Source organism: Glycomyces sp. NPDC046736, from assembly GCF_040645615.1.
In the GTDB taxonomy this organism is placed as follows: domain Bacteria; phylum Actinomycetota; class Actinomycetes; order Mycobacteriales; family Micromonosporaceae; genus Glycomyces.
In genome coordinates this window covers 74,712-99,652 of record NZ_JBEYYO010000016.1, presented here as the reverse complement: position 1 = coordinate 99,652, position 24,941 = coordinate 74,712, and the positions used below count along the sequence as shown (strand labels likewise).

Below are 24,941 nucleotides of genomic sequence, written 5' to 3'. Positions count from 1 at the left end.
GCCCCCGAATCAATGATCGCGCGAGGCACCGACACTCGCCGCCGACCGCCCCGGTCCTCGCTTTCGCGTGCGAGTGTCGCTCGCTTCGGGGCGATGTCGTACCTTCGCGCGATCATTGCAGTCGGGGGCAATCGAGTTCCGACACGCCCGACCGCAGGGACCAACCCCCGCGCTCGGGCGTGTCGCGCCACAAGCGCCCCCGAATCAATGATCGCGCGAGGCACCGACACTTCCCTTGCCTCGCAAAACGTGAGTGCCGCGCGGGTCCCACGCCTTGTGGCGTGGGACCTGCGCGGTCGTTATTTTCTTGTCGTACCCCTGTGGCACGGTATTTGAACCGGGGGCCCAAGAATCAGTTGGGTCGTGCGGCCGAAATGCCCGCTCCGCGCTGCTCTCAATTCGCGGGGGTCGGAGTTCGCCAGGGCTTCGTCGTTGCCTGGAGGGCCGCTCCCGCCACGAGGATCAGGGCTATCGTCCAGGCCGAGAGGCGGTAGCCGTCGACCGCCGTCGTGCCCAGGCCCCAGGCCAGCGCCGCGACGACCGGGCCCAGTGAGGTCCCGATGGTGCGTGTCGTGGCCAGGAATGCTCCGGCCGTGCCCGGTTGCTCGGGCGGGGCCGAGACCAGCAGGTGCGTGTTCATCGGGGTGTTGAAGATCCCGAAGGCCAAGCCCACCAGGCCGATTCGCACTCCGAGGTCGACCAGGCCGGTCTCGGCGTTCACGAACAGCAGCGGCACGATCGCCGCGACCACGAGTGCCGCTCCGGCCAGCGAGACGCGGCCCGGGCCGAGCTTGTCGGCCAGCCAGCCCGCGAGCGGCGTCATCGCCGCGACGCCGCCGATGAAGGTGAGCATCACCGTCGACACCAGCTCGGGGCGCACGCCCTGTACGTCGGTGAGCAGGAACGGCAGGCTGAAGTTCAGCAGGCCCGTCACCGACGACAGCAACGTCAGGCTCAGCAGCGCCCCGGCCATGACCGGCGAGCGCAGCAGCGCGACCGTCGGTGCCGACGCGGGCCTTCGCACCCACACCGTCGCCAGCGCGACGCTCGAAACCAAGGCCCCCAACGCGATCCAAGGGTCGGAGTCGACGTACTCGAACGCCAGCAGGAACGCCGTGATCGCGCCGCCCGACGTCGCGACCTCCACGAGCAGGGTCCGGTCGGGCCGGGGCAGGCCGGTGCCGTTGCTGGGCACCGCGACCGCGAGCGCGGCCAGGGCGGCGGCCGAGAGGATCGCGAAGACCCAGAACAGGCCGCGCCAGTCGAACGCGGCCACGATGAAGCCGCCCGCGCCGACCATGCCCATGCCGCCGATCGTCATGAGCAGCGCGATCACCGACATGGCCCGGCCGCGCTGCGAGGCGGTGGCCGAGGTGACGATGATGCGGCCGGTCATCCCGAACAGGAGCCCGCCGAGCAGGCCGCTGAGCGCACGCGCGGCGATGAGCAGCGCGAACGAGGGGGCGAGAGCGGCCGCGATCGAACCGGCCGCGAGGGCCGTCATGGCGAAGACGGCCACGGCGCGCAGGTCGGCGCGGTCGGCGAGGCGGCCCGCGCCGATCGCGACGGCGCCCATCGGGAGCGCGTAGGACAGGAGCACCCAGGCCGTGGCGGCCTCGGTGACGCCGAATTCGGTGCGGATCGCGGGCAGGGCGACCGCGAGGCTGGACATGCCTCCGGCGACGACGAGTTGGGCGAAGCCGACGGCGATGATCGCCGGCCATCTGGTGGTGGCGGCCGCTTCGGGGGCCGCTGCTGTGGTGGTCATGGGCGCAACGCTAAGAAGGAGTCGACCGTGCCCGCATCCGTCGACCGACCGAATGCGCCGACCGGCCCGGGCAGGTCGACGGTCCCAGTCGGGGTCCAGTCGAGCGACAGATGCCCCGCCCGTCGCCTCGTCCGTAGCTTCGAGTTCGAACCGCACGAGTCCGAAGGAACGGAACATCATGAGCGACAAACTGAAGCTGGCCGTCATCATCGGGACCACCCGCGAGGGCCGCTGGGGTCCGGTGCCCGCCAAGTGGATCGCCGAGATCGCCGCGCAGCACGGCGAGTTCGAGGTCGACCTGATCGACCTGCTCGACGCCGACCTGCCGCAGCACCTCACCGAGCAGGACATGTGGGCGACCGAGGGCGACCCGTCCGCGCAGGTCGCGGCGCTTTCGGAGCGGCTGCACCGCGCCGACGCGTTCGTGGTGGTCACCGGCGAGTACAACATGTCGATCCCCGCGGCGCTCAAGCACGCCATCGACTACTACATGAACGAATGGGCCGCCAAGCCCGTGGCGCTGGTCACCTACGGCGGGAAGATCACCGGCGGGCAGCACGCCGCGCAGCACCTGCGTCAGGTCTTCCCCGAGCTGCGCACCCTCACCATCCGCAACTCGATCGCGTTCCCGCGGTTCTACCAGCACTTCAACGAGAACGGCGAGTTCACCAAGTTCGCCGACGAGGAGCCCGCGGCCAAGAATATGCTTGACGAGCTCGGATGGTGGGGCCGCGCGCTGTCCGAGGCCAGGGAGGCGACCCCGATGCCCGCCCCGTTCTAACGGTGACGAGGCCCGAGGTGGCCTGGTCCTTTGGTCCTGGGACCGGGTCCGGGGACCTGGCGGATCGGCCCGGCGGCGGTACCGTTGGACGCGTGCTGTACGGACGCGACACCGAGACCGCCGCCCTCGCCCGCCTGATCGCCGACGCCCGAAGCGGAAGGGGCGGCGCGGTGGTGCTGCGCGGCGAGGCGGGCATCGGCAAGTCGAGCCTGGTGACGGCCGCGGCCGCCACCGCGGAGGACTTCACGGTGCTGCGCTGCACCGGCGTCGAATCCGAGGCCACGTGGTCGTTCGCGGGCCTTCAGGCGCTGCTCCTGCCGCTCGCGGGCCACCTGGAGGCGATACCGGAGCACCACGCGTGCGTGCTCTCGCGGATCCTGGGCCTGGCGGCGGCCCCCGACAAGGGCGCTCCGCCCGGCGACCTGCGGTTCACCGTGGGCCTGGCCGCGTTGAGCCTGCTCACCGAGGCCGCCGGGCAGCGGCCGGTGCTGTGCGTCGTGGACGACGCGCATTGGCTCGACCCCGATTCGGCGGCCGTCCTGCTGTTCATCGCCAAGCGCCTCGCCGCCGAGTCGGCGGCGGTGCTCATCGCGGTGCGCGAAGGCTACGCTCCCCACTTCCCGACCCCCGGGCTCGACGAGATCCGCTTGGGCCCCTTGGACGACGAGGCCGCCGCAGCGGTGCTCGGCGAGCGCCTCAGCGGGGTCTCGTACGCGTCACGAACGCGCCTGCTGCGTGCCGCCGAAGGGAACCCGCTGGCACTCCTGGAACTGCCCACAGTAGAGTCCGACACGCGCCTGGCCGTCGAATGGCACGGCCCGCGCACCACCACCGGCCGCCTCAAGCAGGTTTTCGGCGACCGCATCGAACGCCTCCCCGAGCTGACCCGCACGCTCCTGTTGGTGATCGCCGCCGAGGACGCGGCCGACACCGCGCTCATCCTCGACGCCGCCGCGAAACTCGGCGCGCAGCTCACCGACCTCGCGCCCGCCGAAGCCGACGACCTGGTGCGCTTCGAAGGGGGCCGCTTCGCGTTCGGCCACCCGCTCATCCGCACCGCCGCCTACCAGGGCGCGCCGATGTTCCGCCGCATCGAAGTCCACCGGATCATCGCCGACGTGCTCGACCCCGAGGACTACCGCAGGCCCCACCACCTGGCCGCCGCCGCGACCGGCCCTGACGAGGACGTGGCCGCGGCATTGGAGGCCACCGCCGTGTGCGCCTCCACGTGCGGCGGGCACAACGTCGAGTTCGCCGTGTTCGAACGCGCCGCCTCCTTCACTCCCGAAGGGCCCGAACGAGGCCGCCGTCTCCTGAGGGCGGCCGAAGCGGCCGCCGCGGCAGGCAACGGCCCCAAGGCATGGGAGTTGTGCGCCCAAATAGGACGGTCCACGAGCGACCGGAAGATCCACGCCCGGGCCACGATCATCGCCGGGACGGTCGCGGCGTGGAACAACGACGTGCGCGAGGCCTACCGTCTCTACATGGAAGCGGCCGACCACTTCATCGCCGCCGAACCCGAGTCCGCGGGCTACCCGCTGTTCCGCGCCGTCGAACTCGCCTGGCAGGCAGGGGACTTCTCCCGCGCCGAAGTCGCGGCCGAGCACGCCGAACGCCTCGGGATCGACCACTCCCCGTGGGTCCGCGACCTGGCCATCGGCACCGGCGGATTCAACCGCTCCTGCACCGTCACGATCACCGAAGCCGTCGAGGCGCTGCGCAGGCTCATCGCCATCCACGTCGGCTTCGGCGAATCGGTGCCCATCGAAGACCGCGCGATGGTCGCGTGGTGGCAGACCCTCGTCGGCGACGTGGCCGCCGCCGAGCAGCTCGCCTCCGGCGCGATGCGCGAGGCCCGCCAAAGTGGCGCGATCGGACCCCTGCCCCGGCTCCTGATCCTCAACGGACTCACCGAGTTCCAGCGCGGCCGCTGGAAGGACGCCGAAGCGCTGGCCGACAACGCGATCGAGCTCTCGGTCGAACTGGGCCAGCGCATCGGCCCCGTCAAGGCCCGCGCCCACCTGCTCGCGCCGATCGCCGCGTGGCGCGGCCAGGAGGAGCGGGTGCGGGAACTCGTGGACGCGGCCCGGGCCGACTCGCCCGCCGACACCGTGGTGGTGGCCGACACCGCCTATGCGCTGCTCGACTTCTCGTTGGGCCGCAACGAGGAAGCGCTGCACCGGCTCATGACCCAGTTCAACTCGAACGCGCCGGGGGAGATGCTCACGCTGGTGCCGGTGGCCGTCGAGGCCGCCGTGCGCACCGGGGACGTGGCCCCGGTCGCGGCCGCGTTCGAGTGGTACGCCGAATGGGCCGCCGCCGACGAGCAGCCGCATCTTCAGGCGGTCACCGAGCGCTGCCGGGGCCTGCTGGCCGCCGACGCCGAGGCCGGCGCCCACTACGAGCGGGCCGTCGAGCTCCACCACCAGGCCGCGTTGGGCGGTGACGGCGACGGGGTCCCGTTCGAGGCCGCGCGCACCGACCTGCTGTACGGCGAATGGCTGCGCCGGGCCCGGCGGGTCAACGAGGCGAAGCAGCGGTTGCGTTCGGCCGCAGCGGTGTTCGAGCGCCTGGGCGCCGAACCGTGGGCCGAGCGGGTGCGCCGTGAACTGCGGGCCGCCGGGGACGCGGGCCCGGTGGAGGCCGCCCCCGACCTCGCCGAGAAGCTCACTCCGCAAGAGCTGCAAGTCGTCAGACTCGCCGCCGCGGGCCTGAGCAACCGCGAGATCGGCGAACAGCTCTACCTGAGCCCGCGCACCGCCGGCTACCACCTCTACAAGGCCTACCCGAAACTCGGCGTGGCCTCTCGGACCGAACTGTCCAAACTGGGGCTCTAAAGCCCTCGGCGACCCAGGAAGTCGAGGACCAGGGCGTGCCAGGCGTCGGGTCGCTCGGCCATGAACACGTGGCCCGCGTCGAGCTCGGCGTATTCGGCGTGCTTGATGTGCTCGGCGAGGAAGCGGTGGTTCGCCGGGTCCACGAGCAGGTCGCGGGTGGCGCTGACGACCAGGGTGGGCACGTCGATCTTCGCCAGGTCCGCGGTGGTGTCCACCGAGGCGCCCAACGCGGCCTGGGCGGCGGTGCCCCCGGGGATCGCGGACCCGATCTGGGCGAGCGACCCGGTGAGCGCGAGCGGCGACAGGTCGTTGGTGAACTCGGGGCTGAACGCCGAGCCGAGTACGAACCGCGCGAACGCCTTCCGCTCCCCGGCCGCCAGCAGCAGCCGCCAGAGTTCGAGGGCCAGACGCAGCCGGTTGTCGGCCTTCGCGAACCCGGCCGCGAGCACGAGGCCGCGGGCCCGGTCGGGGTGGCGGACCGCGGCTCGCACCGCGACCGCGGCGCCCAGCGAGTAGCCGATGATCGTGAAATGCCCGGTGGCGGCCTCGGCGACCAGTGCGTCGGCGAGGGCGTCGAGGTCGAGCGGGGTGTCGTCGGCGGGGTAGTCCGAACCGGTCACCGTGTGGCCCTCGGCGAGCAGCGGGATGAGGGACCCGAAGTTCGCTTCGATACCGCCGCCCGCGCCGTGGGCGAGGACGATGCCGGGGCCGGAGCCGGTGATCTGGGTCGCGAGTGCAATATCGGTCATGACCGCGACGTTATGGCTTCACACCGATGTGAAGCCCAAACGATTGTGCCGGAGGTCATGTTGCTGATCGGAGAGCTGTCGCGCCGCACCGGAGTGAGCCCGCGCCTGCTGCGCTACTACGAGGAGCAGCAGCTGCTCGAACCCGCACGGGACCGGGCCGGATACCGCCGGTACAGCGAGAGCGCCCCGGCGCGGGTGGAGCGGATCAGGGACCTGCTCGAAGCCGGATTGTCCACTAAGGTCATCCGGGAGTTGCTGCCGTGCGTGGCCGAAGACGGTGAAGGACCATGCGAGCGTTCACGGTCGCTGCTGCGCGAAGGACTCGACAGGATCGACGCGGAGATGGCCGCGCTCGCCCGCCGCCGCAAGCGTCTGCTGCACGAGGCGAGCCTGGAAGGCCCGCGCCGCGTCTGATCGCGGTCAATCGCCCCCGCCGCCGTCGCCGCCCCCGGAGTCACCACCGCCGGAATCGCCACCGCCCCAGAAGCTCCAGCCGCCTCCGCGGTCGTCATCGCGCGAATGCGAATCGCCGCCGTAATACGACCCGGCGTCGCCGGAGTCCCCGCCGCGCCGCCGGGAGCGGCCGGGTCGTCGGGACCGCGACTTGCGCACCAACGCGACGAGCGCCACCACGCCGGCGAGCACGACGAGCGAGAACAACCACGGTTCGGTCATGCCCTGAGCGTAGGAAGACCCGCCCACCCAGGCGATCAGCCGAGAGGCGCTGCCTCGTAACGGATCAGGCCGCTGGAGGCGTCCAGACCGATCCGGCGGAACCCCGACTTCTCAAGCACCCGAACCGAAGCCGGATTCGCCGGCTTCACCGTCGCGAACACCTGCTTCACCTCAGGCGAGGTGAACGCCTGCGCCACAAGCGCACCGACCGCCTCGGGGGCATACCCCCGCCCGCGCCGAGGCGCCACGATCCCGTACCCCAGCTCGACCACGCCCGCCGCGGGCGGCCAGAACAACCCCAGCGACCCCACCACGAGACCACTCTCCCGCTCGGCGACCAAGCGGTGCCCGAACGGTCCCGACCACCCCGGATTCGCCGCGAGCAGCGGCGCGATCGTCGCATCGCCCTCGGCGGGAAAATCCTCGGCCCAATCGGCCCGGCGCCCGCCCTCGACCACCGCGGCGGCCTCAGCGGCCGTCCACACCCGCAACGTCAACCGCTCGGTCCGCAAGTCCTCAACGGCCGCACCGTCACCAGAAATCGACACCATCGCGCCAACCTAAGCGGCGTTGGACGATCGAGGCAACCTCGATTGCGTCAGCCCCGGCGGGCCCAGGTTCTCGCCGCCGCCTGCTTCGCGTCGTTGATGGTCTCCACCTCGATGACCTCGATGCCGCGGTGGCGTTCCGACACCGATCCCTTGGGGACGATCGCCGTCTTGAAGCCCAGGCGGGCCGCCTCGCTGATCCTGCGGTCGGCGTTGACCGTGCGGCGCACCTGACCGGTGAGGCTGACCTCGCCGATCGCCACCAGGTCGGCGCTCACCGCGATCTCCTGCTCCGCGCTCACCAGCGCCAACGCCAACGCCAGATCCGAGGCGGGCTCGCGGACCCGGATGCCGCCGATCGTGGTCGCGTACACCTCGCGGTCGAGCAGCCGCATGCCGCCGCGCCGGGTGAGCACCGCCAGCACCATGTTCAACCGGGCCTGGTCGAGCCCCGAGACCGTGTGGCGCGGGATCGCGCCGTCCTTCACCGACTTCCCCACCAGCGCCTGGACCTCCACCGGCACCGCGCGGCGGCCCTCCATCGTGACCGTGACGCACGTGCCCGGCGTGGGCTCCGACGGCGCGTCGTCGAGGAACAGCCCCGACGGGTCGGCCAGCGAGACGATGCCGTCTTCGGTCATCTCGAAGCAGCCGACCTCGTCGGAGGGCCCGAACCGGTTCTTGACCCCGCGCAGCAGCCGCAGCATCGAATGCCGGTCGCCCTCGAAGTGCACGACCGTGTCGACCAGGTGCTCCAGCGCGCGCGGCCCCGCGATGCCGCCGTCCTTGGTGACGTGGCCGACCAGGATCACGGCCATGTTGCGGGACTTGGCCTCCTGGGTGATCGCGCTGGCGACGGCCTTGACCTGGGTGACCCCGCCGGGGACGCCGTCGGTGTCGGGGGCCAGGACCGTCTGGACCGAGTCGAGGACGAGCAGCGAGGGCTTCACGTCCTCGACGTGGCCGAGCACCGCGCCCAGGTCGGTCTCGGCGGCGAGGTAGAGCTCCTCGGAGAGGCAGCCGGTGCGGTCGGCGCGGCGGCGGACCTGCGAGGCCGACTCCTCGCCGGTGGCGACCAGCGCCTTGCCGTACCCCGCTTCGCCGAATCTATGGGCCACTTCGAGCAGCAATGTGGACTTGCCGACGCCGGGCTCTCCGGAGATGAGGGTGACGCCGCCGGGGACCAGGCCGCCGCCCATGACGCGGTCGAACTCGCCGATCCCGGTGGGCAGGCTCGCGGCCTGCTCGGCGGAGACGGTGCCGATCTTCAGCGCGGGCGCGGCGGGGCGGCGCACCCCGGTGCTCTTCGCGGCGGGCCCGGCGCTCTGGCGCGGGGGAGCGGCGGTCTCCTCCATCGAGCCCCACTCGCCGCAGTCCGGACACTGGCCGACCCACTTGGGGACGCGCACGCCGCAGGCCGCGCAGGCATAGGCGATTCGCTGGCTCTTCGACATGGCGCCAGCCTACGGCCAGCCCCCGACACGAACGGCCCGAGCGCGCCCGACCGAATCCCTGCCCATGACCCCCGTCACAACAAATCCGCGACAGGCCCGGAATTGTCGTAGGCGGGTGGGAGGGTGTTCCTATTTCACTGGTAGTGGAGAAGGTGGGAATGGGCGGGTATCCCGGGGCACCCGGTCCGTCCGGGGCCCCGCGCCGGGGCCTGCCCCGGCGAATCGGCGACATCGAGTGCGGCGTGCGACAAGTGGTCGAAACGGGGTTGCCGTGCTGTCTAGACTGGCGGCATGAACGCAGCGGAGCCCGTCACCGGCTCACCGGCACTCTCGCTCGGAACCGCGCAGGCGCCCCCGAGGGCGCGGCCCGGCGCGGTCTTCTTCGACCTCGACAAGACCATCATCGCGAAGGCCAGCAGCCTCGCCTTCTCCCGGCCGCTCTACCAAGGCGGCCTCCTCGCGCGCCGCGACGTGCTCAAGGTCGCCTACTCGCACCTGCTCTTCCGCCTCGGCGGCTCGGCCGACGAGGTCCAGATGGCGCGCACGCGCGACTCCATCGCCGAACTCTCGCGCGGCTGGCCCGCCGACGAGGTGCGCGCGATCGTCGAGGAGACCCTCGACGAGCTCATCGCGCCCGCCGTGTACGCCGAGGCCGCGGCCCTCATCGAGGCCCACCGCTCCGCCGGGCGCGCCGTGGTCCTGGTCAGCGCCTCCGGCGAGGAGATGGTCGCGCCCATCGGACGCATGCTCGGTGCCACCGACGTGATCGCCTCGCGCATGGTCATCGGCGAGGACGGCCGCTACACCGGCGAAGTCGACTTCTACGCCGCCGGTCCGGCCAAGGCCGTCGCGATCCGCGAGTTCGCCGAAGCGCGCGGCGTGGACCTGGAGACCTCCTTCGCCTACTCCGACTCGATCACCGACGAGCCGATGCTGCGCACCGTCGGCTACCCGAGGGCGGTCAACCCCGACCGCGGCCTGCGCCGCCTCGCCCAAGAGGAAGGCTGGCCGCAGCTGACGTTCAGGCGCCCTGTGGCCCTGCGCCAACCGCTGTCCGGACCCAATCCGCTCAAGGTCGCCGCCGCCGGCATCGGCGTTGCCGCTGTTGCGTATGTGGTGTGGCGAGTGTGGAGGGACCGGCGCCTGAGGACCGCTTGAGCAGCGCTTTCCTCAAGTGGGTAGCCTCAGCGGGATGGAACGCAAACAACCGGCCCGACTGGCCGATGTCGCCCGAGCCGCAGGCGTCTCGGTCGCTACCGCCTCACGCGTGCTCAACGGCTCCCCGCACCGGGTGAGCGACCAGTTGAGCGAACGCGTCCGGGAAGCGGCCCGCCGGTTGCGCTACGCCCCCAACGTCGGAGCGCAGGTCCTCGCCCGCGCGACCTCCCAGACCGTGGCCCTGCTCCTGCACGACGTGACCGACCCCTACTTCGGGCAGATCGCCGGCGGCGTGCTCGCCGAAGCGGCCCGGCGGAACGTGCGCGTCCTCATCGCCGACACCGGCATCGACCCCGACTCCGAGATCCAGCACCTGGACTCGCTGCGCGGCTACCGGCCGCGCGCGGTGATCGTGGCCGGTTCGCGCACCACCGACAAGGCCGCCGAGCAGCGGCTCGCCGAGCACCTCGCCGACCTCTTGGAACTGGGCGCGACCGTCGTCAGCGTGGGCCAGCCGGGCCTGCCCGGACGCGTGGTCAAGCCCGCCAACCGCGAAGGCGCCGGGACCCTGGCGAAACACCTCGCCGAGCTGGGCCACCGCCGCTTCGCCGTGGTCGCCGGGCCCGAGCAGTTGCAAGTGGTCCGCGAACGCCGCGAAGGGTTCCTCGCCGCGCTGCCCGAGGACGCGCAGGTCACGCACGTGGCGGCCGCGTTCAGCCGCGACGGCGGCTACCAGGCCGGGCGCACGCTCCTCGACGCTCCCTCCCTTCCCACGGCCGTGTTCGTGACCTCGGACGTGCAGGCCACCGGCCTGTGCACCGCGCTGCGGGAGGCGGGCGTGAGCATCCCCGAGCAGGTCTCGGTGGCCGGATTCGACGACATCCCGATCGTGCGCGACCTCACCCCCTCCCTCACCACCGTGGCCCTGCCGCTGCACGACATGGGCGTCAAGGCCCTCGAAGCGGCCCTCGTCGAGGACCCCGCCTACCCCGACGAGCTCCTCGTCGAGGCCGAGCTGATCGAGCGCGCCTCCACCGCGAGCCCCCAGCACTGATCCATACGCCCGCGACGGAGCCTCCGGTTCCGTCCTCCGGCGTGCTTTCTGTGGGAATTCTCAAACTGATGTAACCGCGTCGAAACCTTCGGCGGCCCCGCCGCGGGCGCCCGCGCGCTAATCTCCTTATCAGAGCTGTTCTATATTTTGGGACTTCGATTCGATGACCGAGCGTGATGCGACTCTCACTTGGGAATCGGCAAGCGCTTGAACATAGGGAGATTTAGATATAACTCCTGGTAGTGCGGCCATAACCGAATAACTTCGCCGTGTGGCCTGCAAACCGATTCCGTGACAGCGGTGGCCCCGCTGGCACAGCGGGCGTAATCTCGGCGGTGGATCCGATGCGGGACTTGGTGCATCCCGACCGCGATCCGCGGGAACCGAAACCCTTTGCGAGCCGGAAGCGTCGTCGTTACCGCCCGGCCACAACGCGAGGGCATATTCAGGGTTGGAACTGGATTAATGGCAGTGCGGCCTAGTCCAGAGCCGACTGGAACCAATCCGGAAGGAACACGATCATGGTGCGAGTCACCGTCGAAGCCGAGACTCCAGTCTCGCCGGTGAGCGGCGAAACGCTCTCCAAATCCGACGCCGAGCGCATCGCGGGTGTCCTCAAGGCCCTCGCCGATCCGAACCGCCTCCAGCTCATCAGCCTCATCCAGGCTGCGCCCGAGCAGGAGGCCTGCGTCGCCGAACTCACCGAGCCGCTGGGCCTGTCCCAGCCCACCGTCAGCCACCACCTGCGCATCCTGGCCGAGGCCGGGGTCGTCGAACGCGACAAGCGCGGCGTGTGGGCCTACTTCCGCCTCGTCCCCGAGACGATGCGGATCGTGGCCGACCTTCTGACCCCGCCCAAGCGCCGCTCGCGGCGCCGGTGAGCGCCCGCCACCGCCCGCTCGACGTCCCACCGGGCACTCCCCGGGTGCGCGGACGCCGCAGCGGGCGGCGACGGTAGCGCACGGTCCCTGGGCGATAACTGAAAAACGCGAGCTCGACTGCGCTTGCCCCAGGTCATACACTCGTCACATGGCCGGCATACACCGCAGACGAGGGCGCCTCTCGAAAGAGGGCCGCCGCCTCCTCGGCGGCGTCGCGCTGCTGGCCGTCTTCGCGCCGGTCACCGCCTACACCCTCAACGCCGCCATCGCGCACGTCCAGTCCTGCGGCACCGAGGTCACCCTCGACGTCGCGGCCGCCCCCGAGATGGCCGCCGTGCTCGAAGCGTTCGTGGCCGCCGGCGGCGGCGCCCCCTCCCGCGGCTCCGACGTGTGCGCCGACATCACCGTCGAAGCCGTCCTGCCCGGCGACCCCGCCATCGCCGACGCCGACGTGTGGATCCCCGAGACCGCCCTGTGGCGCAACATGCCCGGCTCCGACCTGGCCGAGGACTGGGACGTGTTCCAGGAGTCCACCGCCAGCGCCCCGGTCGGCCTGGCGCTCCCCGCGGGCGAGGGGGCCGACCAGGTCTACCCCGACGACGTCGACGTGGCGCTCCAGGATCCCCGCACCCACGCCGCGAGTCTGATGTGGATCATCCTGTTCGGGGTCGACGAGCACACGTCCGAGGGCGGGGACGGCCTGCCGGTCATGTCCGGGCCCGAGGTGGCCGCGCTCGGCGACGAGGGGATCCAGCCCCCGATCGGCGCGGCCCAGGTGGCGCAGTTCGAGTACCCGATGCTGGTCAGCGCGGGCCTGGGCGACGATGAGCGCGAGGCCGCCCAGAACCTGTTGCGCTCCTACGCGAGCGCGAACTACACCGAGCTGCTCGGCCAGCACGGGCTCGGCCCGGCGAATCCGCAGCCGGCCCCGTCGTCGGAGGACGTGATCGCCGCGGCGCTGGCGGCCTGGGACGAGCGCTAGCTTTCAGCTTTGGCCGTGGACTGGTTGAGCACGTCGTTGAAGACCTGCCAGCCCTCCCCGCCGCGCTCGGAGGCCAGATCGACGTGGGACCAGGAGTGGAAGGTCGTCTCGGCGGTGGTGACGAACACGCTGAGGGAGCCGCGCCAGCGCCCGTAGACCTGGGTGCGTTCGGCGATGGCGATGTCGCCGCTGCCGAGTTCCTGGAGCGGCTTGTAGGGCAGTTCGTCGCGCAGGGCCTTGCGGGCGTCGTCGGAGCAGTTCGCGGGGCAGGCCTCCCAGCCGACGGTGATCTGCGAGTCGCCGTCGTCTTCGGTGCAGACCACGGCCTGGTTCTGCTGCTCGCAGGTGTAGTCGGCGGGGACTTTGAACGCGAAGGGCCAGTTCTCGTACGCGACGGTCTGGGTCTGGTCGCCTTCGCCGAAGAGCTCTCCGGCGACGCGTTCTTGCGGCGCTTCGGCGTCCCATTGCGGGACTTGGTCGCTCTGCCCGGCGTCGTCGCCGCCGTCGGTGGGCAGTTCGGTGGTCTCGCCCGCGGCGGTGTCGCCGTTCTCGGAGGCGGGCGCGTCGGGGTCGTCCTCGCCGCCGGTCCACAGCGCCCACAGGCCCACGGCGAGCGCGAGGATGACCACGACGGCGGCGATGCCGATGAGGATCGGTTTGAGCTGCGAGCGCTTCTTGGGGGCGGCGATCATGACGACCGGCGGGGACAGGAGCGGGCCCGGGCCCGCGGGGGGCGGTGAGGAGGGCCCGGCGGGGGAGGCCGGGGCCGCGGAGCGCTGGGCGGCGGCGAGCTGGTGGGCGGCTCTCTGGGCCGCGGCGGCGGGGCCGACGGGGAGCGGGCCGGTGGCCGGGCCGAGGGAGAGCAGGCGGTCCATGATGCGGTCGGCGCCGCGCAGGCGCGCGTCGTGGAGGACGACGACGTAGGGCTGCTCGGCTTCGAGGTCGGCGACGAGGATCGGCGCGTCTTCGGGCCCGGCGGTGGCGTAGGCCCAGGCCACGGTGTCGGAGAGGAGGCCGCGGCGGGCGGGGTCCTTGGAGGAGCTGGAGCCGAGGGTGAGGATCTGCACGGGCCGGCCGCTGGAGTCCAGGCCTTCGCACAGTTCGTAGGCGCCCTCCACGCGGGCGGTGGCCACGTCTTTGTACGGCCCGACCGTGCGGCTCATCGAAGCCCCCTCGAACTGCGATCCGGTGAGCGCTGAACGGGACGTCACCGGTCGTGCGAGCCGTTGGGAAGCGCGAAATTACCACTAAGTATGGCGTGTGCCCGCACGCGTGCGACACCAGGCGGTGCCTGCTCGGTATAACGATTGAGGCCTCGGGTGCGAAGTTCGGTCCGACGACCGAGGCGGGGGATGAACGGGCCCGGTTACGCTGGCCGCGTGACCAACATCCTCAGTCAGGCCCTCGCAGTCAGCGCTGCCGCAGGCGAGCTTCCCCCGCATGAGGATCAGGGGAACCTGGTCGAGTGGGTGCTCAGTCTCATGACGACGCTCGGCGAGGTCGGCGTGGGCCTCGCCCTCGCGATCGAGTCGATCTTCCCTCCGATCCCCTCCGAACTCATCCTGCCGGTGGCCGGATACCTCGCCTATGACGGCAAGCTGAACTTCTGGCTGGTCATGCTGTGCGCGGCGATCGGTTCGATGATCGGGGCCTATGTCCTCTATTACGTCGGGTACGCGTTCGGGCGCGAGCGCACCCGGTGGCTGTTCGAGAAGCTGCCGCTGCTGGAGCTCAAGGACTTCGAGCGCTCCGAGCGGGTGTTCGCCAGATGGGGCGGGGTCGCGGTGCTGGTGGGGCGTTGCGTCCCGTTGGTGCGCAGTGCGATCTCGGTCCCGGCCGGGATCGAGAAGATGCCGTTCTGGAAGTTCACCGGTTACACCCTGATCGGTTCGGTGGTGTGGAACGCGATCTGGGTCGGGCTCGGTTTCGCGTTCGGCCCGACGATCCAGCCGATCATCTCGCAGTACTCGGATCTGTTGAGCAACCTCGTGCTCGTGGTCATCGGCGGCCTGTTCGTGTGGTTCGTGGTCTCGCGCACCATCAAGTTGATCCGCAAGCGCCGCGACGGCGGCGAGGGCGACGGCTCCGAGCGTCGCGACGACACCGTGATCCTGCCTCGGATCCGCTAGACGGCTCACTCTTTCGGGTTGCGGCCCTTCATTTCCGGCGACGTTCATTCGTTCGCGGGAGTGGAGGGCCGTTTCGTGTTTCCTCGCGGACATATGAGTCATCCGCATATTTCAGGCCCGCAACTTCGCGATTTTTTCGAATTTCTTCGCGTCTGGGCGTAACCGCTCCCCAGTCTCTCCAGTTAGTCAGGGTGGTCGCGCAAGGAGCGGCCGGGCCGGAGTGTCACCGGCCCCCAGGACAGCGAGGGCGGTTCTCGAACCGGCGGCGATCCAGCCGCCTCGTTCGCGGCTGAGAACCGCAGTCGGCAGATCGAGCGCCGGTCAAGGCGCGCGCTGCCCGGGCCCGCTGGTCAAGCACTGACAATTCAGCAATCTTGCACCGCTCGGCGGTCGATCCGTGCTGCTTCCCCAGCCGCCGACCAGAGCCGGGCGATGCGGAGAAAGGCGATAAAGCAGATGAAGATGCGCACTGCGCGTACGGCGGGCCTCGTCGGAGGCCTCGCCACGGGGGCTCTGCTGCTCGCGGGAGGGGCGGCCCAGGCCGCCGACACCGGTGCCGAGGAATCGGCCACCGACCTCGTACAGGCGACTCCGGAAGCCCTCGGGGGGCTCCCGGTCTCCCCTGACGCGGTCACCGGCATCGCCGGCGGCGTCACGAGCAAAGTGCCGGGGCTCAACGCGATCCCGGTCGACGCGATCCCCGGACTCGACGCGGTGGTCCCCGCCGGACCCAGCGCCGAGGCCAAGCCCGAAGCGCCCGTCGGCCAGGTCGCCGACCAGGTCAAGGGCCAGACCGGTCAGGAGAAGCCGGCCGACGTCGGCAACCCGCTGACCGACCTGCTCTCCGATCTCGGCGGCGGCCTTCCGGTCCCGCTGCCCTTCTAGGGCAAATATCGACGGCCTCGGCGTTCGCGCTGTGGTCGGACGGTCGACGGGCCCCGGACCCTACGGCCCGAGGAGCGCAGCGGTGCACCGCAGCCCTCCGATGCCGCCCCGGTGGCCCGCCGACCGACAACTCTCCCCGACCCCGATGCACCCTGTTCGAGCGAGACCCAGCTCGCGGTATCGAACGCGCACAAGCTATCGGAGTCAAGGAGCTTCACGGGGGACACGTGATGGAAGAACGACAACGAATTCCCTGAAAGGTGAGACTTCTCTTGAGCTACTCATGGGCACGCAAGACCGCGCAGACCGGCTTCGTCGCTGCGGGGGCCGTCCTCGTCGCCGGCGCCGGAACCGCCCACGCCTGGGGCCCTGACGTCACCACGCAGGACCAGGTCGGGGCCCTCTCGGGCAACCAGGTGGTCGCGCCGATCCAGGCGCCCATCAACATCTGCGGTGTGGCTGCCGCGGTCCTCGGGACCGCCGACGCGGGCTGCGAAGGCGGCTCCAGCGCCGACTTCGCCGGCGCGGGCGACCTGACCACCCAGGACAACGTCGGCCTCGCCAACGGCAACCAGGTCTACGCGCCGGTGCAGGTCCCGGTCGACGTCAGCGGCATCGCCGCGGCCGTCGGCGGCACCTCCGGCGCCTGGTCCGACGGCGGCTCGGACGCCGTCATCACCGAGTCCGGCCACGTCACCGAATCCGACACCACCACCCAGCGCAACTACGGGGCGCTCTCGGGCAACCAGCTCCTGGCCCCCGTCCAGGCGCCGATCAACGCCTGCGGCAACGCGGTCTCGATCCTCGGCGTCTCCGGCGCCGGCTGCGACGGCGGCGCCAGCGCCGACTTCGCCGGCGGCGGCGACCTGACCACGCAGGACAACGTGGGCCTGGGCAACGGCAACCAGGTGTACGCGCCGATCCAGGTGCCGGTCAACGTGTGCGGCAACGCCATCGCGATCCTCGGCATCGCCACCGCCTCGTGCGACGGCGGCGCGGACGCCGAGATCCCCGGCGGCCACGACAAGCACAAGTCCCACAAGGAGCTCGCCACCACCGAGTCGGTGAACACGAACCTCGCCGAGGAGCAGCTTCCGCTGCCTCTCGACGCGGTGACCGGCGTGGCGAGCAACGTCCCGGTCGTCGGCGGCCTGGTCGGCAACACCGCCTCCGAAGGTGTTGCGGACACGGTCTCCGGTGTCACCGAGCTCGCCGGTTCCGGTGTGCTCTAACGATTGACGAGGGCCTTCGGGCCCTGGTAGGTCACCACACTCGCGCCGCGGCTTCGGCCGCGGCGCGTTTTCATGCCCTGGACGCCACGCGTTCGGTGAGCGCCTCGTTCATCTTGGCGAAGGAGTGCTCGGTGTCGGCCAGGAGGCCTTTCATGAGCGGGACCAGGATCCCGGTGAAGCGTTCGCCGTGGGTGAGGACGGTGGTGCCGTCGCTTTGGGGTTCGAGCACGAAGTAGTGCTCGCCGTCGAACAGGCCGCCGGGGCCGAGCTTGCCGAGCCAGCGGATCTGCCGGGCCGGGGAGACGCGGATCACTCTGGGGCGGAAGCGGCTGACCTTCCCGTTCGACTGGGTGAAGGCCACGTCGAGGCGCTCGTCCTCGGCCAGGAGCCCCGAGATCTCGGTGATGAACGGGTTCCACTCGCCATAGGCGGGGAAGTCCGACAGGACGGCCCAGACCTCGTTGGGGCGGGCGTCGAGGTGTGCGGTGGTCTCGATGCGCCGCTCCTGGCTCATGGCCCAGAGGACGTAGGCGGTTGCGGCGGCGACGATGACCGCCGCCACGATCAGGGTGATCACTGTCCCAGGCTCCAGATCTGAATATTGCCGTTCGCGTCGCCGGTGACCGCGAAGTCGCGGCCGCCTGCGACCACTCGTGCCTGCTTGGTCATCGGGCCGGTGGTGTCGTCGCCGAGCTCGATGCGCTCGTCGACCTCGACGATGTAAACGTATCCGGTGCCGCCCTCGCCGATGTACAAGAGCGCCTCTCCTCGGTCGGTCGTCACGATCTCGGCGCAGACGTGGTCGGAGGGCATGAGACCGGCCAGGCCCGCGTCCTGGAAGTCGAGCGTGTTCAAGTCCCAGACCCGCAGTTCGCCGTATGTGGTGCGGACCATCGCGTAAGGAGCGCCGTCGTCGTAGACGATGCTGACAGCGTTGGGCGAGTCCCCTTCGGGGACGGCATCGGGCGCGGTCGCGTCCGAGGTGAAGCTGACGCCGCCCCCGGTGCCCCCCTCGGTCAACATGAACACCGGCCACAGGACGGTCATCTGGTTCTCGTTGTCGATGCCGGAAAGGCCCACGCCCCCGTCGGCGAAGAAGAAGTTGGCCCAGCCGAGCCCTGAGGGGAGGTCCACGACGCCCGTGGACAGGCCCGTGGTGATCTGGAAGAACTCCCACTCGGATTCGGAGATGAGGCCGAGTACCGGTTCCCCGTCCCAGGATCCGACCGCGACGCGCTGGGGTTCGACATCGGCGGGCATCACCGGTTCGCCTGGTGCGAGGAACTCCTGACTTTCGGGGTCGAGCAGGTGCGGGCGGTAGGTGCTGTCGACGACTACGACCGTCTCGGCGCCGCCCCAGTCTACCGACCACAGTGAACGGATTCCGTCCTCGAAGTCGTAGTCGTCGACCGGATCCTCGCTGTCGGCGCTCCAGCGGTAGACCTTGCGGTCGCTGCCGGCCGAGAACAGCTCCGGCCCCGCGTCGGTCTCGATGCTGGTCAAGGAGACCACGGCGCCGTCATGTGCGGGGAACGACTGGACGAGTTCGCCGAGTTCGGCGTCCGGGAGGTCGAGTTCGAACTCGCCGCTGGTGTTCTGCGGTGGCTGCTGGTCCTCGTCGGGCCTGCCGAAGTACCAGACGAGGCCGGCGATGATGAGCACGTCCACCATGATGAACGCGACGAGGAACCGGCGGCCGAAGCGCTTGGCCCTCTGGCGTTCGGCCTCGGTCTGGGGCCGGGGCGGGGACTGCGGGGGCGAGAGGGGCAATGTCTCGGCGCGCTGGGGCGGCAGGTCGCGGTGGACCGGTTCGGTATGGGGCGCTTGGTAGACCGGGTGCGGGGCGGTGCGGGCCGGGCTGGTGTACGGCGGCGACGCGGGTGGCAGCTGCGGTGTGGGCGCGGCCTGGACGGGCGCGGGCGGCGCGGCGGGGGTGTGCGGCGGGAGCGGCAGGGTGGTCGTGTCGGCCTGCGTCCACAGCACGCTGCCCTCGGCGACCACGACCTCGGGCTGGTCGAGCACCGTGGGGGCGATGCCGAGCGCGCGGTGGAGCATGGTCGCCACCAACGGCATCCGGCTCGCGCCGCCGACGAGGAACACGCCCGCGCTCTGCGCGAGGTCGAGCCCGGCCGCGGCGATCACGGCCTGGGTGACGCGGATCGTCTGCTCCAGGTGCGGTTCGGCGAGGCGTTCGAGTTCGGAGCGGGTCAGGTGCGCTTCGAGGTTGAGCAGCGGGATCGCGATGTCGGACTGCTGGTGGCGCGACAGGCGCTCCTTGGCGCTGCGGACCTCTTCTTGGAACTCGCGGAAGTGGCGCCGCTCCTCGATCGTGGTGGGGTTCACCAGGTTCTTCCAGCCTTCGCGCGACCCGTAGGTGGTGCCGAGGTGGTCGATGAGCGCGGCGTCGATGTCGAGCCCGCCCAGGTCGCCCCGGCCGTCCAGGGCCACGGTGGTGAAGCCGTTCCCGTCGCGGCGCACCACGCTCGCGTCGAACGTGCCCGCTCCGAGGTCGTAGACCACAATGGAGGAACCTATCGCCATGCGGTGCTTGAGCGCCTCGGCGTAGTACGTCGCGGCCGCTACCGGCTCGGGCACGAGGCGGACCTTCGGGCCGAGGCCTGAACGCGTCGCCGCGTCCTCCACCACTTTCCTTCTGGCCGGGCCCCATTCGGCCGGGACGGTGAGCGTGACCTGCTCGGGCGCACCGATCACGCGCCGGGCTTCGGCTGACACCGCGTCCAGGACCGCCGCGATGAGCTCGGGGACCGCGAACTCGCGCTCACCGAGCAATGTGGAGGGGCGGTCGATGAGTCGTTTCGGATTGGGCTCGAAGCGCTCGGGGTGCCTGCGCCCGGCGTGGACCGCGTCGCGGCCCACCAGCAGCCCGCCTTCGGCGTCGGCGCACACCGCCGAGGGCATGAGCGGCGCGCCGTCGAACAGCAGCGGCCGCACGCTCCCGTCGGCGCGGCGGACGACCGCGATCGTGTGGGAGGTGCCGAAGTCGACGCCGAGGGAGGTGCGGGGGCTCATGAGAGGAATCGTAACGAACCGCATAGGGAGGCATCGGCCTGCGACGGCCCGACGGGCCCGGTCCGCAAATCACTTGAATTAGTATGGTCATGCGACGTAATGTCGAAGGGTCCCGACCCCGACCGAACGGACCGGCATGAGCGCACCCGCCTACCTCGACCCCGACCGACCCGTCGCCCAACGCGTCGAGGCCCTCCTCGCCCTCATGAGCGAGGAGCAGAAGCTCACCTGCTTCGGCGGCATCCCCGAAGGCCTCGTCCTCGCCGACGGGTACACCCTCCCTCAGCTCGAGAACCGCTTCGCCGAGGTACTCCACGGCTCCGGGCACTTCGCGCACGCCACCATGTTTCCCCAGGCCATCGGCCTCGGAGCCACCTGGAATCCCGAGCTGCTCGAACGCATCGGCGAGGTCGTCTCCACCGAGATGCGCGAGAGGGACCAGGACGCGCTCGCCGGGTTCGGGCCGGTCGCCGACATCCGCTCCAACCCGCTCGCCGGGCGCTTCGAAGAAGGCTTCGGGGAGGACCCGCACCACGTCGCCGCCATGGTCACCGCCCTCGCCTGGGGCCTTCGCGGCCGCCATCCCTCCTGGGTGCGCATCCTTCCCGAGATGAAGCACTACCTCGGCTACAACCACGAATGGCACCGCCACCGCGGCTCGTCCTCGATGGGTGTTCGGGCGCTTCATGAGTACCAGGCCGTGCCTTACCGCGAGCCCGTCGAGGCCGGGGCCGTGCTCGGCGCGATGACCTCGTACAACCTCGTCAACGGGGTGCCCTCGGTCGCGAGCCCGCTCATGGACCTCCTTCGGGACGAATGGGCGCGGGGGCCGTTCCAGTTCCTGCCCGACGGCTGGGACGCGGTCAACCTGCACACCACCAAGGGCGCTCCCTGGGACACCTGGGAGGCGCCCGAAGGGGACGTGTCCTACCCAGCCGCGCTCGCCGCCGACGCAGGCCTGGGGGAGCTGGACCGGGACGAGACCCTCGTCGTGGCCGCCGCGCTCATGCTCAAAGCCGGGCAGACCAACTTCCGGGACGGCTCGGAGCTCCCGCTCGGCGAGGCCGCCGCCGAGGCGGTGCGGCGCGGGTTGTTCGGGCTCGACATGAGCCACGTCGACCAGGTCGTACGCGACTGGCTCACGTTCCTGGTGCGATCGGGGAAGCTCGACGGCGACGCCTGCCCCTACAACCTGATACCCGCTTCCTCTGCGCCCGAAGACAAACCGCAGTCGCGGGCGCTCGCGCTCCAGGCCGCTCGCGAGCAACTCGTGCTCCTCAAGAACGAGGCCGCGCTGCCGCTCGCGCCCGGCGCCCGCATCGCCGTGCTCGGGCCGCTCGCCGACCTCAACCTGCGCGACTACTACAGCCCGCTCGTACCCGCCGAAGGCCGCGTCACTCCGCTTCAGGCCTTGCGTGAACGCTTCGAGGTGCTGCACCACAACGGGAACGACACTGTCGCGTGGACCGCCGGGGGCCGGTACGTGCACCGGACCGAGGACGGCACCCTCACCGCCGCGGCCGAGACGCTCACCAGCGCCACGCACTTCGAGGTCTGGGACTGGGCCCATGACCAGTACATGTTCCGCCACACCGACTCCGGACGCTTTGTCAAGGCCGACTACCTCGAATTCGCCGCCGACGACAAGACCTTCGAGAACCAGAACGGGCGTTCCGACGGCACCGGGCCCGCACTCGCCGCCGTCGACGAGCTCATGGAGGACGCCAACGCCTGGTTCACGTTCCAGAACTTCCACTACCACCCCGCCGGTACGGGCGGTGCGGTCGAGCTGTTCGGGATGAACCATGTGCCCGCCGAGGTCTCAGAGCCCTACCGGGTCGGACTCGCCGCGGACGGGACGCTTCCGCTCACCAAGGGCCCGGGCGAGACCGTCCTGACCGAGACCGTGATCGAGGACGGACCCGCCGCGGCCGCCGCGCTGGCCGCCGAGGCCGATCACGCCGTCGTGTTCGTGGGCAACCACCCGCTCATCAACGCCCGCGAATGCTTCGACCGCCCCGGCCTCGACCTCGCGCCGCGTCAGGCCGAGCTGGTGCGGGCCGTGGCCGCGGCGAATCCTGGGCGGACCACTGTGGTCGTGGTGTCGTCGTATCCGCTCGCGATCGGCGACATCGCCGCTGACCCCAACGTCGCCGCGATCATCTACACCTCCCACGCTGGCCAGGCCGCCGGTACCGCGCTCGCTGAGGCGATCGCCGGGGACTTCTCGCCCGCGGGGCGGTTGACCTCGACTTGGCTCGCCGACCTCGCGTCACTTCCTAAGCCTGGGCCCCGGAGCGAGGCTTGGCGGGTGAGCGAGGTCGACATGCTCGAATACGACGTGATCGCCGCTGGCCTGACCTACCGGTACTCCAAGGCCGAACCGGTCTACGGGTTCGGGCACGGGTTGAGCTACACCTCGTTCGCGTACGGGGACTTCACGGTTCCGGCCGAGGTCTCGGGGCCGTTCGAGGTGGGGTTCACGCTCACCAACACCGGTTCGGTGACCAGCGATGAAGTGGCCTTGGTCTACGCGACCTCGCTCGACTCGGTCTATGGGGACCGGGTGCCGAGCCGCCAGCTCGTGGGGTTCACGCGGGTGGGGGACGTCGCGCCCGGGGAGGCTCGCAGGGTTTCGGTCGCGGTCGATCCGGCGGCGCTGTTCGTGTGGGACGTGGTGAGCGGCAAGAGGGTCACCGAGACCGGGCGCTACCGGCTCACGGTCGGGGACGGTGGTCCTGAGGCGATCGCCCACATCGAAGGGGAGGTGATCGCTCCGCTCGATTTGAGTGCGGGCGCGAACGTGTGGGAGAAGGCCACGATCGCCAAGGGCGTCACCTATTGGGAGGTTTCGCGCTTGCGGACGCTTGAGCGTGAAGGCGGCTACCACTCGACCGCATCGCGCCGCCCGGGTGACCATGTGGGCTTCACGAAGGTCAAGCTAGATGGTGTTGCGGGAGTGGAGCTGCGCACGGCCACCACGACAGCGGACTGGGCCGACCTGTCCGACCCGGTGATCGAAGTCCGAGCCGACGCCCCCGACGGTCTGCTCCTCGCGGAAGTCGAGATCCCGGAAACCGCTGGGCTCCAATCCTTCACCACGGTCGAGGCCTCGCTCGCGCCTGTGGAAGGCGTCCGGGACCTGTACTTGGTGTTCCGGGGAGCGGGCATCTACATCGACACCATCCGTCTTACCCACTGACAGCAAGTCGGTTGAGCCCCGGCCGGAGTGGGTCGGGGTTCGGGCGGCGGCGATGAATGGGTGAGTGGGTGGCCTGGCTCGTGGTCGGGGCCGGGTTGACCTGGTTCGGGGTTCAGGCGGCGGCGACAACGGGGTGAGGGGGCGCTGCGGGCTGTTTGTCGGGGCTAGGTCCGGTTGGGGCGGGGTTCAGGCGGCAGCGACGAAGGGGTGAGGGGTTGGTGCGGGCCGTTTTCGTTGCCGGGCCCGATCGGTTTGGGGTTCGGGCGGCGGCGACGGGAGCCGGTGGGAGAGGGCCCGAGGTGGGTTGCCGTGGCCTGGCCGGTGGGGGCGTGGGTTCGCCCGGCGGCGGCGGTCAGGGTGGCGGTGGCGGTGGCGGGCATGACGACCGTGCCGGTTGCCGTTGCGGTCGGGGTGGCGGTGGGCATGGTGGAAGTGCCGGTCGCGGTTCCCGTGCCGGGCATGCTGATGGTCGTGGTGTGCTGCATCGGTGTTCACCTCCTTCGGTGTCCTGCCTTTGGGCCCCTCGGCCGGTGGTGGTTTCGCTGGTGGCCTTGGCTTTTCGAGGCCATGCTGCCTCGGCCCTCGGCCTTTCGGCGTCGCGCCCACACTTCCTCAGGCCCGGTGCCTCCCGGCCCTGACCCATATAGCTTCGGCCCTCCGCCTGCTTGGCGTTGCGCCCATGCCGCTTCGGCTCTCCACCTTCGCGGTGTCAAGCCATGCCGAGTCGGACCTTCGGCCTTCCGGCGTCGCGCCCACACTTCCTCAGGCCCTGACCTGTCGGTTTCGTGCCCATGCCTTCGGTGGCCCTCGCCTTTCGGTGTGGGCCGGTGCACGGCGTGCGTGGGGTGGTGCGGTGTCCTTGTCTCCGTGGCAAGGCCGTAGCAACTGCCCGTGGCATCGTCGTGGTCGTCTCGAGTGGTCTGGCCCGGGGGTGGTACCCGGTGAGGGAGTGTCGTGCTCCCTTGCCAGTCCTGACCGCCTCGATACGGTGTGCCTCGTTCTACCGACACTGCCTCCTGGCCAGGGTGATCCGGGCCAGGTGATCTCTAGATCCTTCCTGATCCCATGTCCCGCTCTGAGACAAGCTGCCGGAAGCGACCTAGACCCGATCATACGAAGGATTGAACACGACCCACCCCCGAAAACAAACCGGGAGCGCGGAACGGTCGGCTCGATCTTCGCCGAAGTGACGAGCGGGCCAGAGGCTTGGCTTAGTCTGCTTGCACCCAACACGCCACCCGTACGAAAACCATGTCCCTGTACGTACACCAATCATCCCACCCACCACGGGCATTGTCATCACCCACAGGGGTACACAACCATCACATTCCGACCCGAACCCCAAGCACCGCAAGCACATCCGGACCCCGCCGCCACCAACCGACCCCGGCCAGCCACTCACCCCGCTGTCGCTGCCGCCTTTGACCTTCACCCACCACACACCCAGCAGCCACCAACCGGCCCCGACCGGCCGCCCATCCCGCTGTCGCTGCCGCCTTTGACCTTCACCCACCACACACCCAGCAGCCACCAACCGGCCCCGACCGGCCGCCCATCCCGCTGTCGCTGCCGCCTT

20 protein-coding genes are annotated in these 24,941 nt (G+C 70.5%); 11 read left to right on the top strand and 9 right to left on the bottom strand.

From position 1 onward, the window contains the following. Positions 1-394: 394 nt before the first annotated feature. Positions 395-1,768, bottom strand: coding sequence for an MFS transporter (locus AB0B28_RS16565; RefSeq protein ID WP_360121650.1), 1,374 nt, complete (start codon positions 1,766-1,768; stop codon positions 395-397). Positions 1,769-1,946: 178 nt separating this feature from the next. Here AB0B28_RS16565 and AB0B28_RS16560 point away from each other — a divergent pair, with 178 nt between their 5' ends. Next, on the top strand, positions 1,947-2,549 hold the full coding sequence (locus tag AB0B28_RS16560) for an NAD(P)H-dependent oxidoreductase (protein ID WP_360121648.1): 603 nt from the start codon (positions 1,947-1,949) through the stop codon (positions 2,547-2,549). 92 nt (positions 2,550-2,641) lie between these two features. Then, positions 2,642-5,386: an AAA family ATPase gene (locus AB0B28_RS16555; RefSeq protein ID WP_360121646.1), complete on the top strand. Its 2,745-nt coding sequence runs from the start codon at positions 2,642-2,644 to the stop codon at positions 5,384-5,386. On the opposite strand, the gene AB0B28_RS16550 is transcribed toward AB0B28_RS16555, so the two are convergent. Beyond that, on the bottom strand, positions 5,383-6,135 hold the full coding sequence (locus AB0B28_RS16550; RefSeq protein ID WP_360121644.1) for an alpha/beta hydrolase: 753 nt from the start codon (positions 6,133-6,135) through the stop codon (positions 5,383-5,385). The two genes, AB0B28_RS16555 and AB0B28_RS16550, sit on opposite strands and share 4 nt — an antisense overlap. A gap of 60 nt (positions 6,136-6,195) precedes the next feature. On the opposite strand from AB0B28_RS16550, the gene AB0B28_RS16545 reads away from it, so the two are divergent. Then, the gene (locus tag AB0B28_RS16545) at positions 6,196-6,549 is read left to right on the top strand and encodes a MerR family transcriptional regulator (RefSeq protein ID WP_360121716.1); all 354 of its coding nucleotides are present in this window, start codon (positions 6,196-6,198) and stop codon (positions 6,547-6,549) included. A 6-nt stretch (positions 6,550-6,555) separates the two neighbouring features. On the opposite strand, the gene AB0B28_RS16540 is transcribed toward AB0B28_RS16545, so the two are convergent. From AB0B28_RS16540 to radA, 3 genes are read right to left on the bottom strand one after another with little or no spacing between them, the layout of a single operon-like run. Further along, positions 6,556-6,810: a hypothetical protein gene (locus AB0B28_RS16540; protein WP_360121642.1), complete on the bottom strand. Its 255-nt coding sequence runs from the start codon at positions 6,808-6,810 to the stop codon at positions 6,556-6,558. Between the two features lie 35 nt (positions 6,811-6,845). Beyond that, the gene (locus tag AB0B28_RS16535; protein ID WP_360121640.1) at positions 6,846-7,361 is read right to left on the bottom strand and encodes a GNAT family protein; all 516 of its coding nucleotides are present in this window, start codon (positions 7,359-7,361) and stop codon (positions 6,846-6,848) included. Between the two features lie 47 nt (positions 7,362-7,408). Next, the gene (gene radA, locus AB0B28_RS16530) at positions 7,409-8,812 is read right to left on the bottom strand and encodes a DNA repair protein RadA (protein ID WP_360121638.1); all 1,404 of its coding nucleotides are present in this window, start codon (positions 8,810-8,812) and stop codon (positions 7,409-7,411) included. A gap of 291 nt (positions 8,813-9,103) precedes the next feature. Here radA and AB0B28_RS16525 point away from each other — a divergent pair, with 291 nt between their 5' ends. The 4 genes from AB0B28_RS16525 (at position 9,104) to AB0B28_RS16510 (ending at position 12,887) form a co-directional block, all read left to right on the top strand. Continuing rightward, a complete protein-coding gene (locus tag AB0B28_RS16525; protein ID WP_360121636.1) occupies positions 9,104-9,970 on the top strand; it encodes an HAD-IB family hydrolase in 867 nt (288 codons plus the stop codon). Between the two features lie 34 nt (positions 9,971-10,004). Beyond that, positions 10,005-11,024, top strand: coding sequence for a LacI family DNA-binding transcriptional regulator (locus AB0B28_RS16520; protein WP_360121634.1), 1,020 nt, complete (start codon positions 10,005-10,007; stop codon positions 11,022-11,024). A gap of 521 nt (positions 11,025-11,545) precedes the next feature. After that, on the top strand, positions 11,546-11,905 hold the full coding sequence (locus tag AB0B28_RS16515) for a metalloregulator ArsR/SmtB family transcription factor (RefSeq protein ID WP_360121632.1): 360 nt from the start codon (positions 11,546-11,548) through the stop codon (positions 11,903-11,905). 148 nt (positions 11,906-12,053) lie between these two features. Next, the gene (locus AB0B28_RS16510; RefSeq protein ID WP_360121630.1) at positions 12,054-12,887 is read left to right on the top strand and encodes a hypothetical protein; all 834 of its coding nucleotides are present in this window, start codon (positions 12,054-12,056) and stop codon (positions 12,885-12,887) included. Here the strand turns inward: AB0B28_RS16510 and AB0B28_RS16505 are convergent. Beyond that, the gene (locus tag AB0B28_RS16505; RefSeq protein WP_360121628.1) at positions 12,884-14,050 is read right to left on the bottom strand and encodes a hypothetical protein; all 1,167 of its coding nucleotides are present in this window, start codon (positions 14,048-14,050) and stop codon (positions 12,884-12,886) included. The two genes, AB0B28_RS16510 and AB0B28_RS16505, sit on opposite strands and share 4 nt — an antisense overlap. A gap of 216 nt (positions 14,051-14,266) precedes the next feature. On the opposite strand from AB0B28_RS16505, the gene AB0B28_RS16500 reads away from it, so the two are divergent. The 3 genes from AB0B28_RS16500 (at position 14,267) to AB0B28_RS16490 (ending at position 17,133) form a co-directional block, all read left to right on the top strand. Continuing rightward, entirely contained in the window at positions 14,267-15,016 is a 750-nt protein-coding gene (locus AB0B28_RS16500) for a DedA family protein (RefSeq protein WP_360121626.1), read from the top strand. A gap of 456 nt (positions 15,017-15,472) precedes the next feature. Continuing rightward, positions 15,473-15,901: a hypothetical protein gene (locus AB0B28_RS16495; RefSeq protein WP_360121624.1), complete on the top strand. Its 429-nt coding sequence runs from the start codon at positions 15,473-15,475 to the stop codon at positions 15,899-15,901. Positions 15,902-16,173: 272 nt separating this feature from the next. Continuing rightward, entirely contained in the window at positions 16,174-17,133 is a 960-nt protein-coding gene (locus tag AB0B28_RS16490; protein WP_360121622.1) for a chaplin family protein, read from the top strand. A 70-nt stretch (positions 17,134-17,203) separates the two neighbouring features. Here AB0B28_RS16490 and AB0B28_RS16485 read toward each other — a convergent pair whose 3' ends face one another. Beyond that, the gene (locus AB0B28_RS16485; protein ID WP_360121620.1) at positions 17,204-17,710 is read right to left on the bottom strand and encodes an SRPBCC domain-containing protein; all 507 of its coding nucleotides are present in this window, start codon (positions 17,708-17,710) and stop codon (positions 17,204-17,206) included. Then, complete coding sequence (locus AB0B28_RS16480; protein WP_360121618.1) at positions 17,707-20,163, bottom strand: Hsp70 family protein; 2,457 nt, start codon at positions 20,161-20,163, stop codon at positions 17,707-17,709. The genes AB0B28_RS16485 and AB0B28_RS16480 overlap by 4 nt, the downstream gene beginning before the upstream one ends. A gap of 136 nt (positions 20,164-20,299) precedes the next feature. Between AB0B28_RS16480 and AB0B28_RS16475 the strand changes: the two genes are divergently transcribed. Next, positions 20,300-23,365, top strand: coding sequence for a glycoside hydrolase family 3 C-terminal domain-containing protein (locus AB0B28_RS16475; protein WP_360121616.1), 3,066 nt, complete (start codon positions 20,300-20,302; stop codon positions 23,363-23,365). Positions 23,366-23,529: 164 nt separating this feature from the next. Here the strand turns inward: AB0B28_RS16475 and AB0B28_RS16470 are convergent, their stop codons facing one another. Then, on the bottom strand, positions 23,530-23,850 hold the full coding sequence (locus AB0B28_RS16470; protein WP_360121614.1) for a hypothetical protein: 321 nt from the start codon (positions 23,848-23,850) through the stop codon (positions 23,530-23,532). Positions 23,851-24,941: the final 1,091 nt, after the last annotated feature.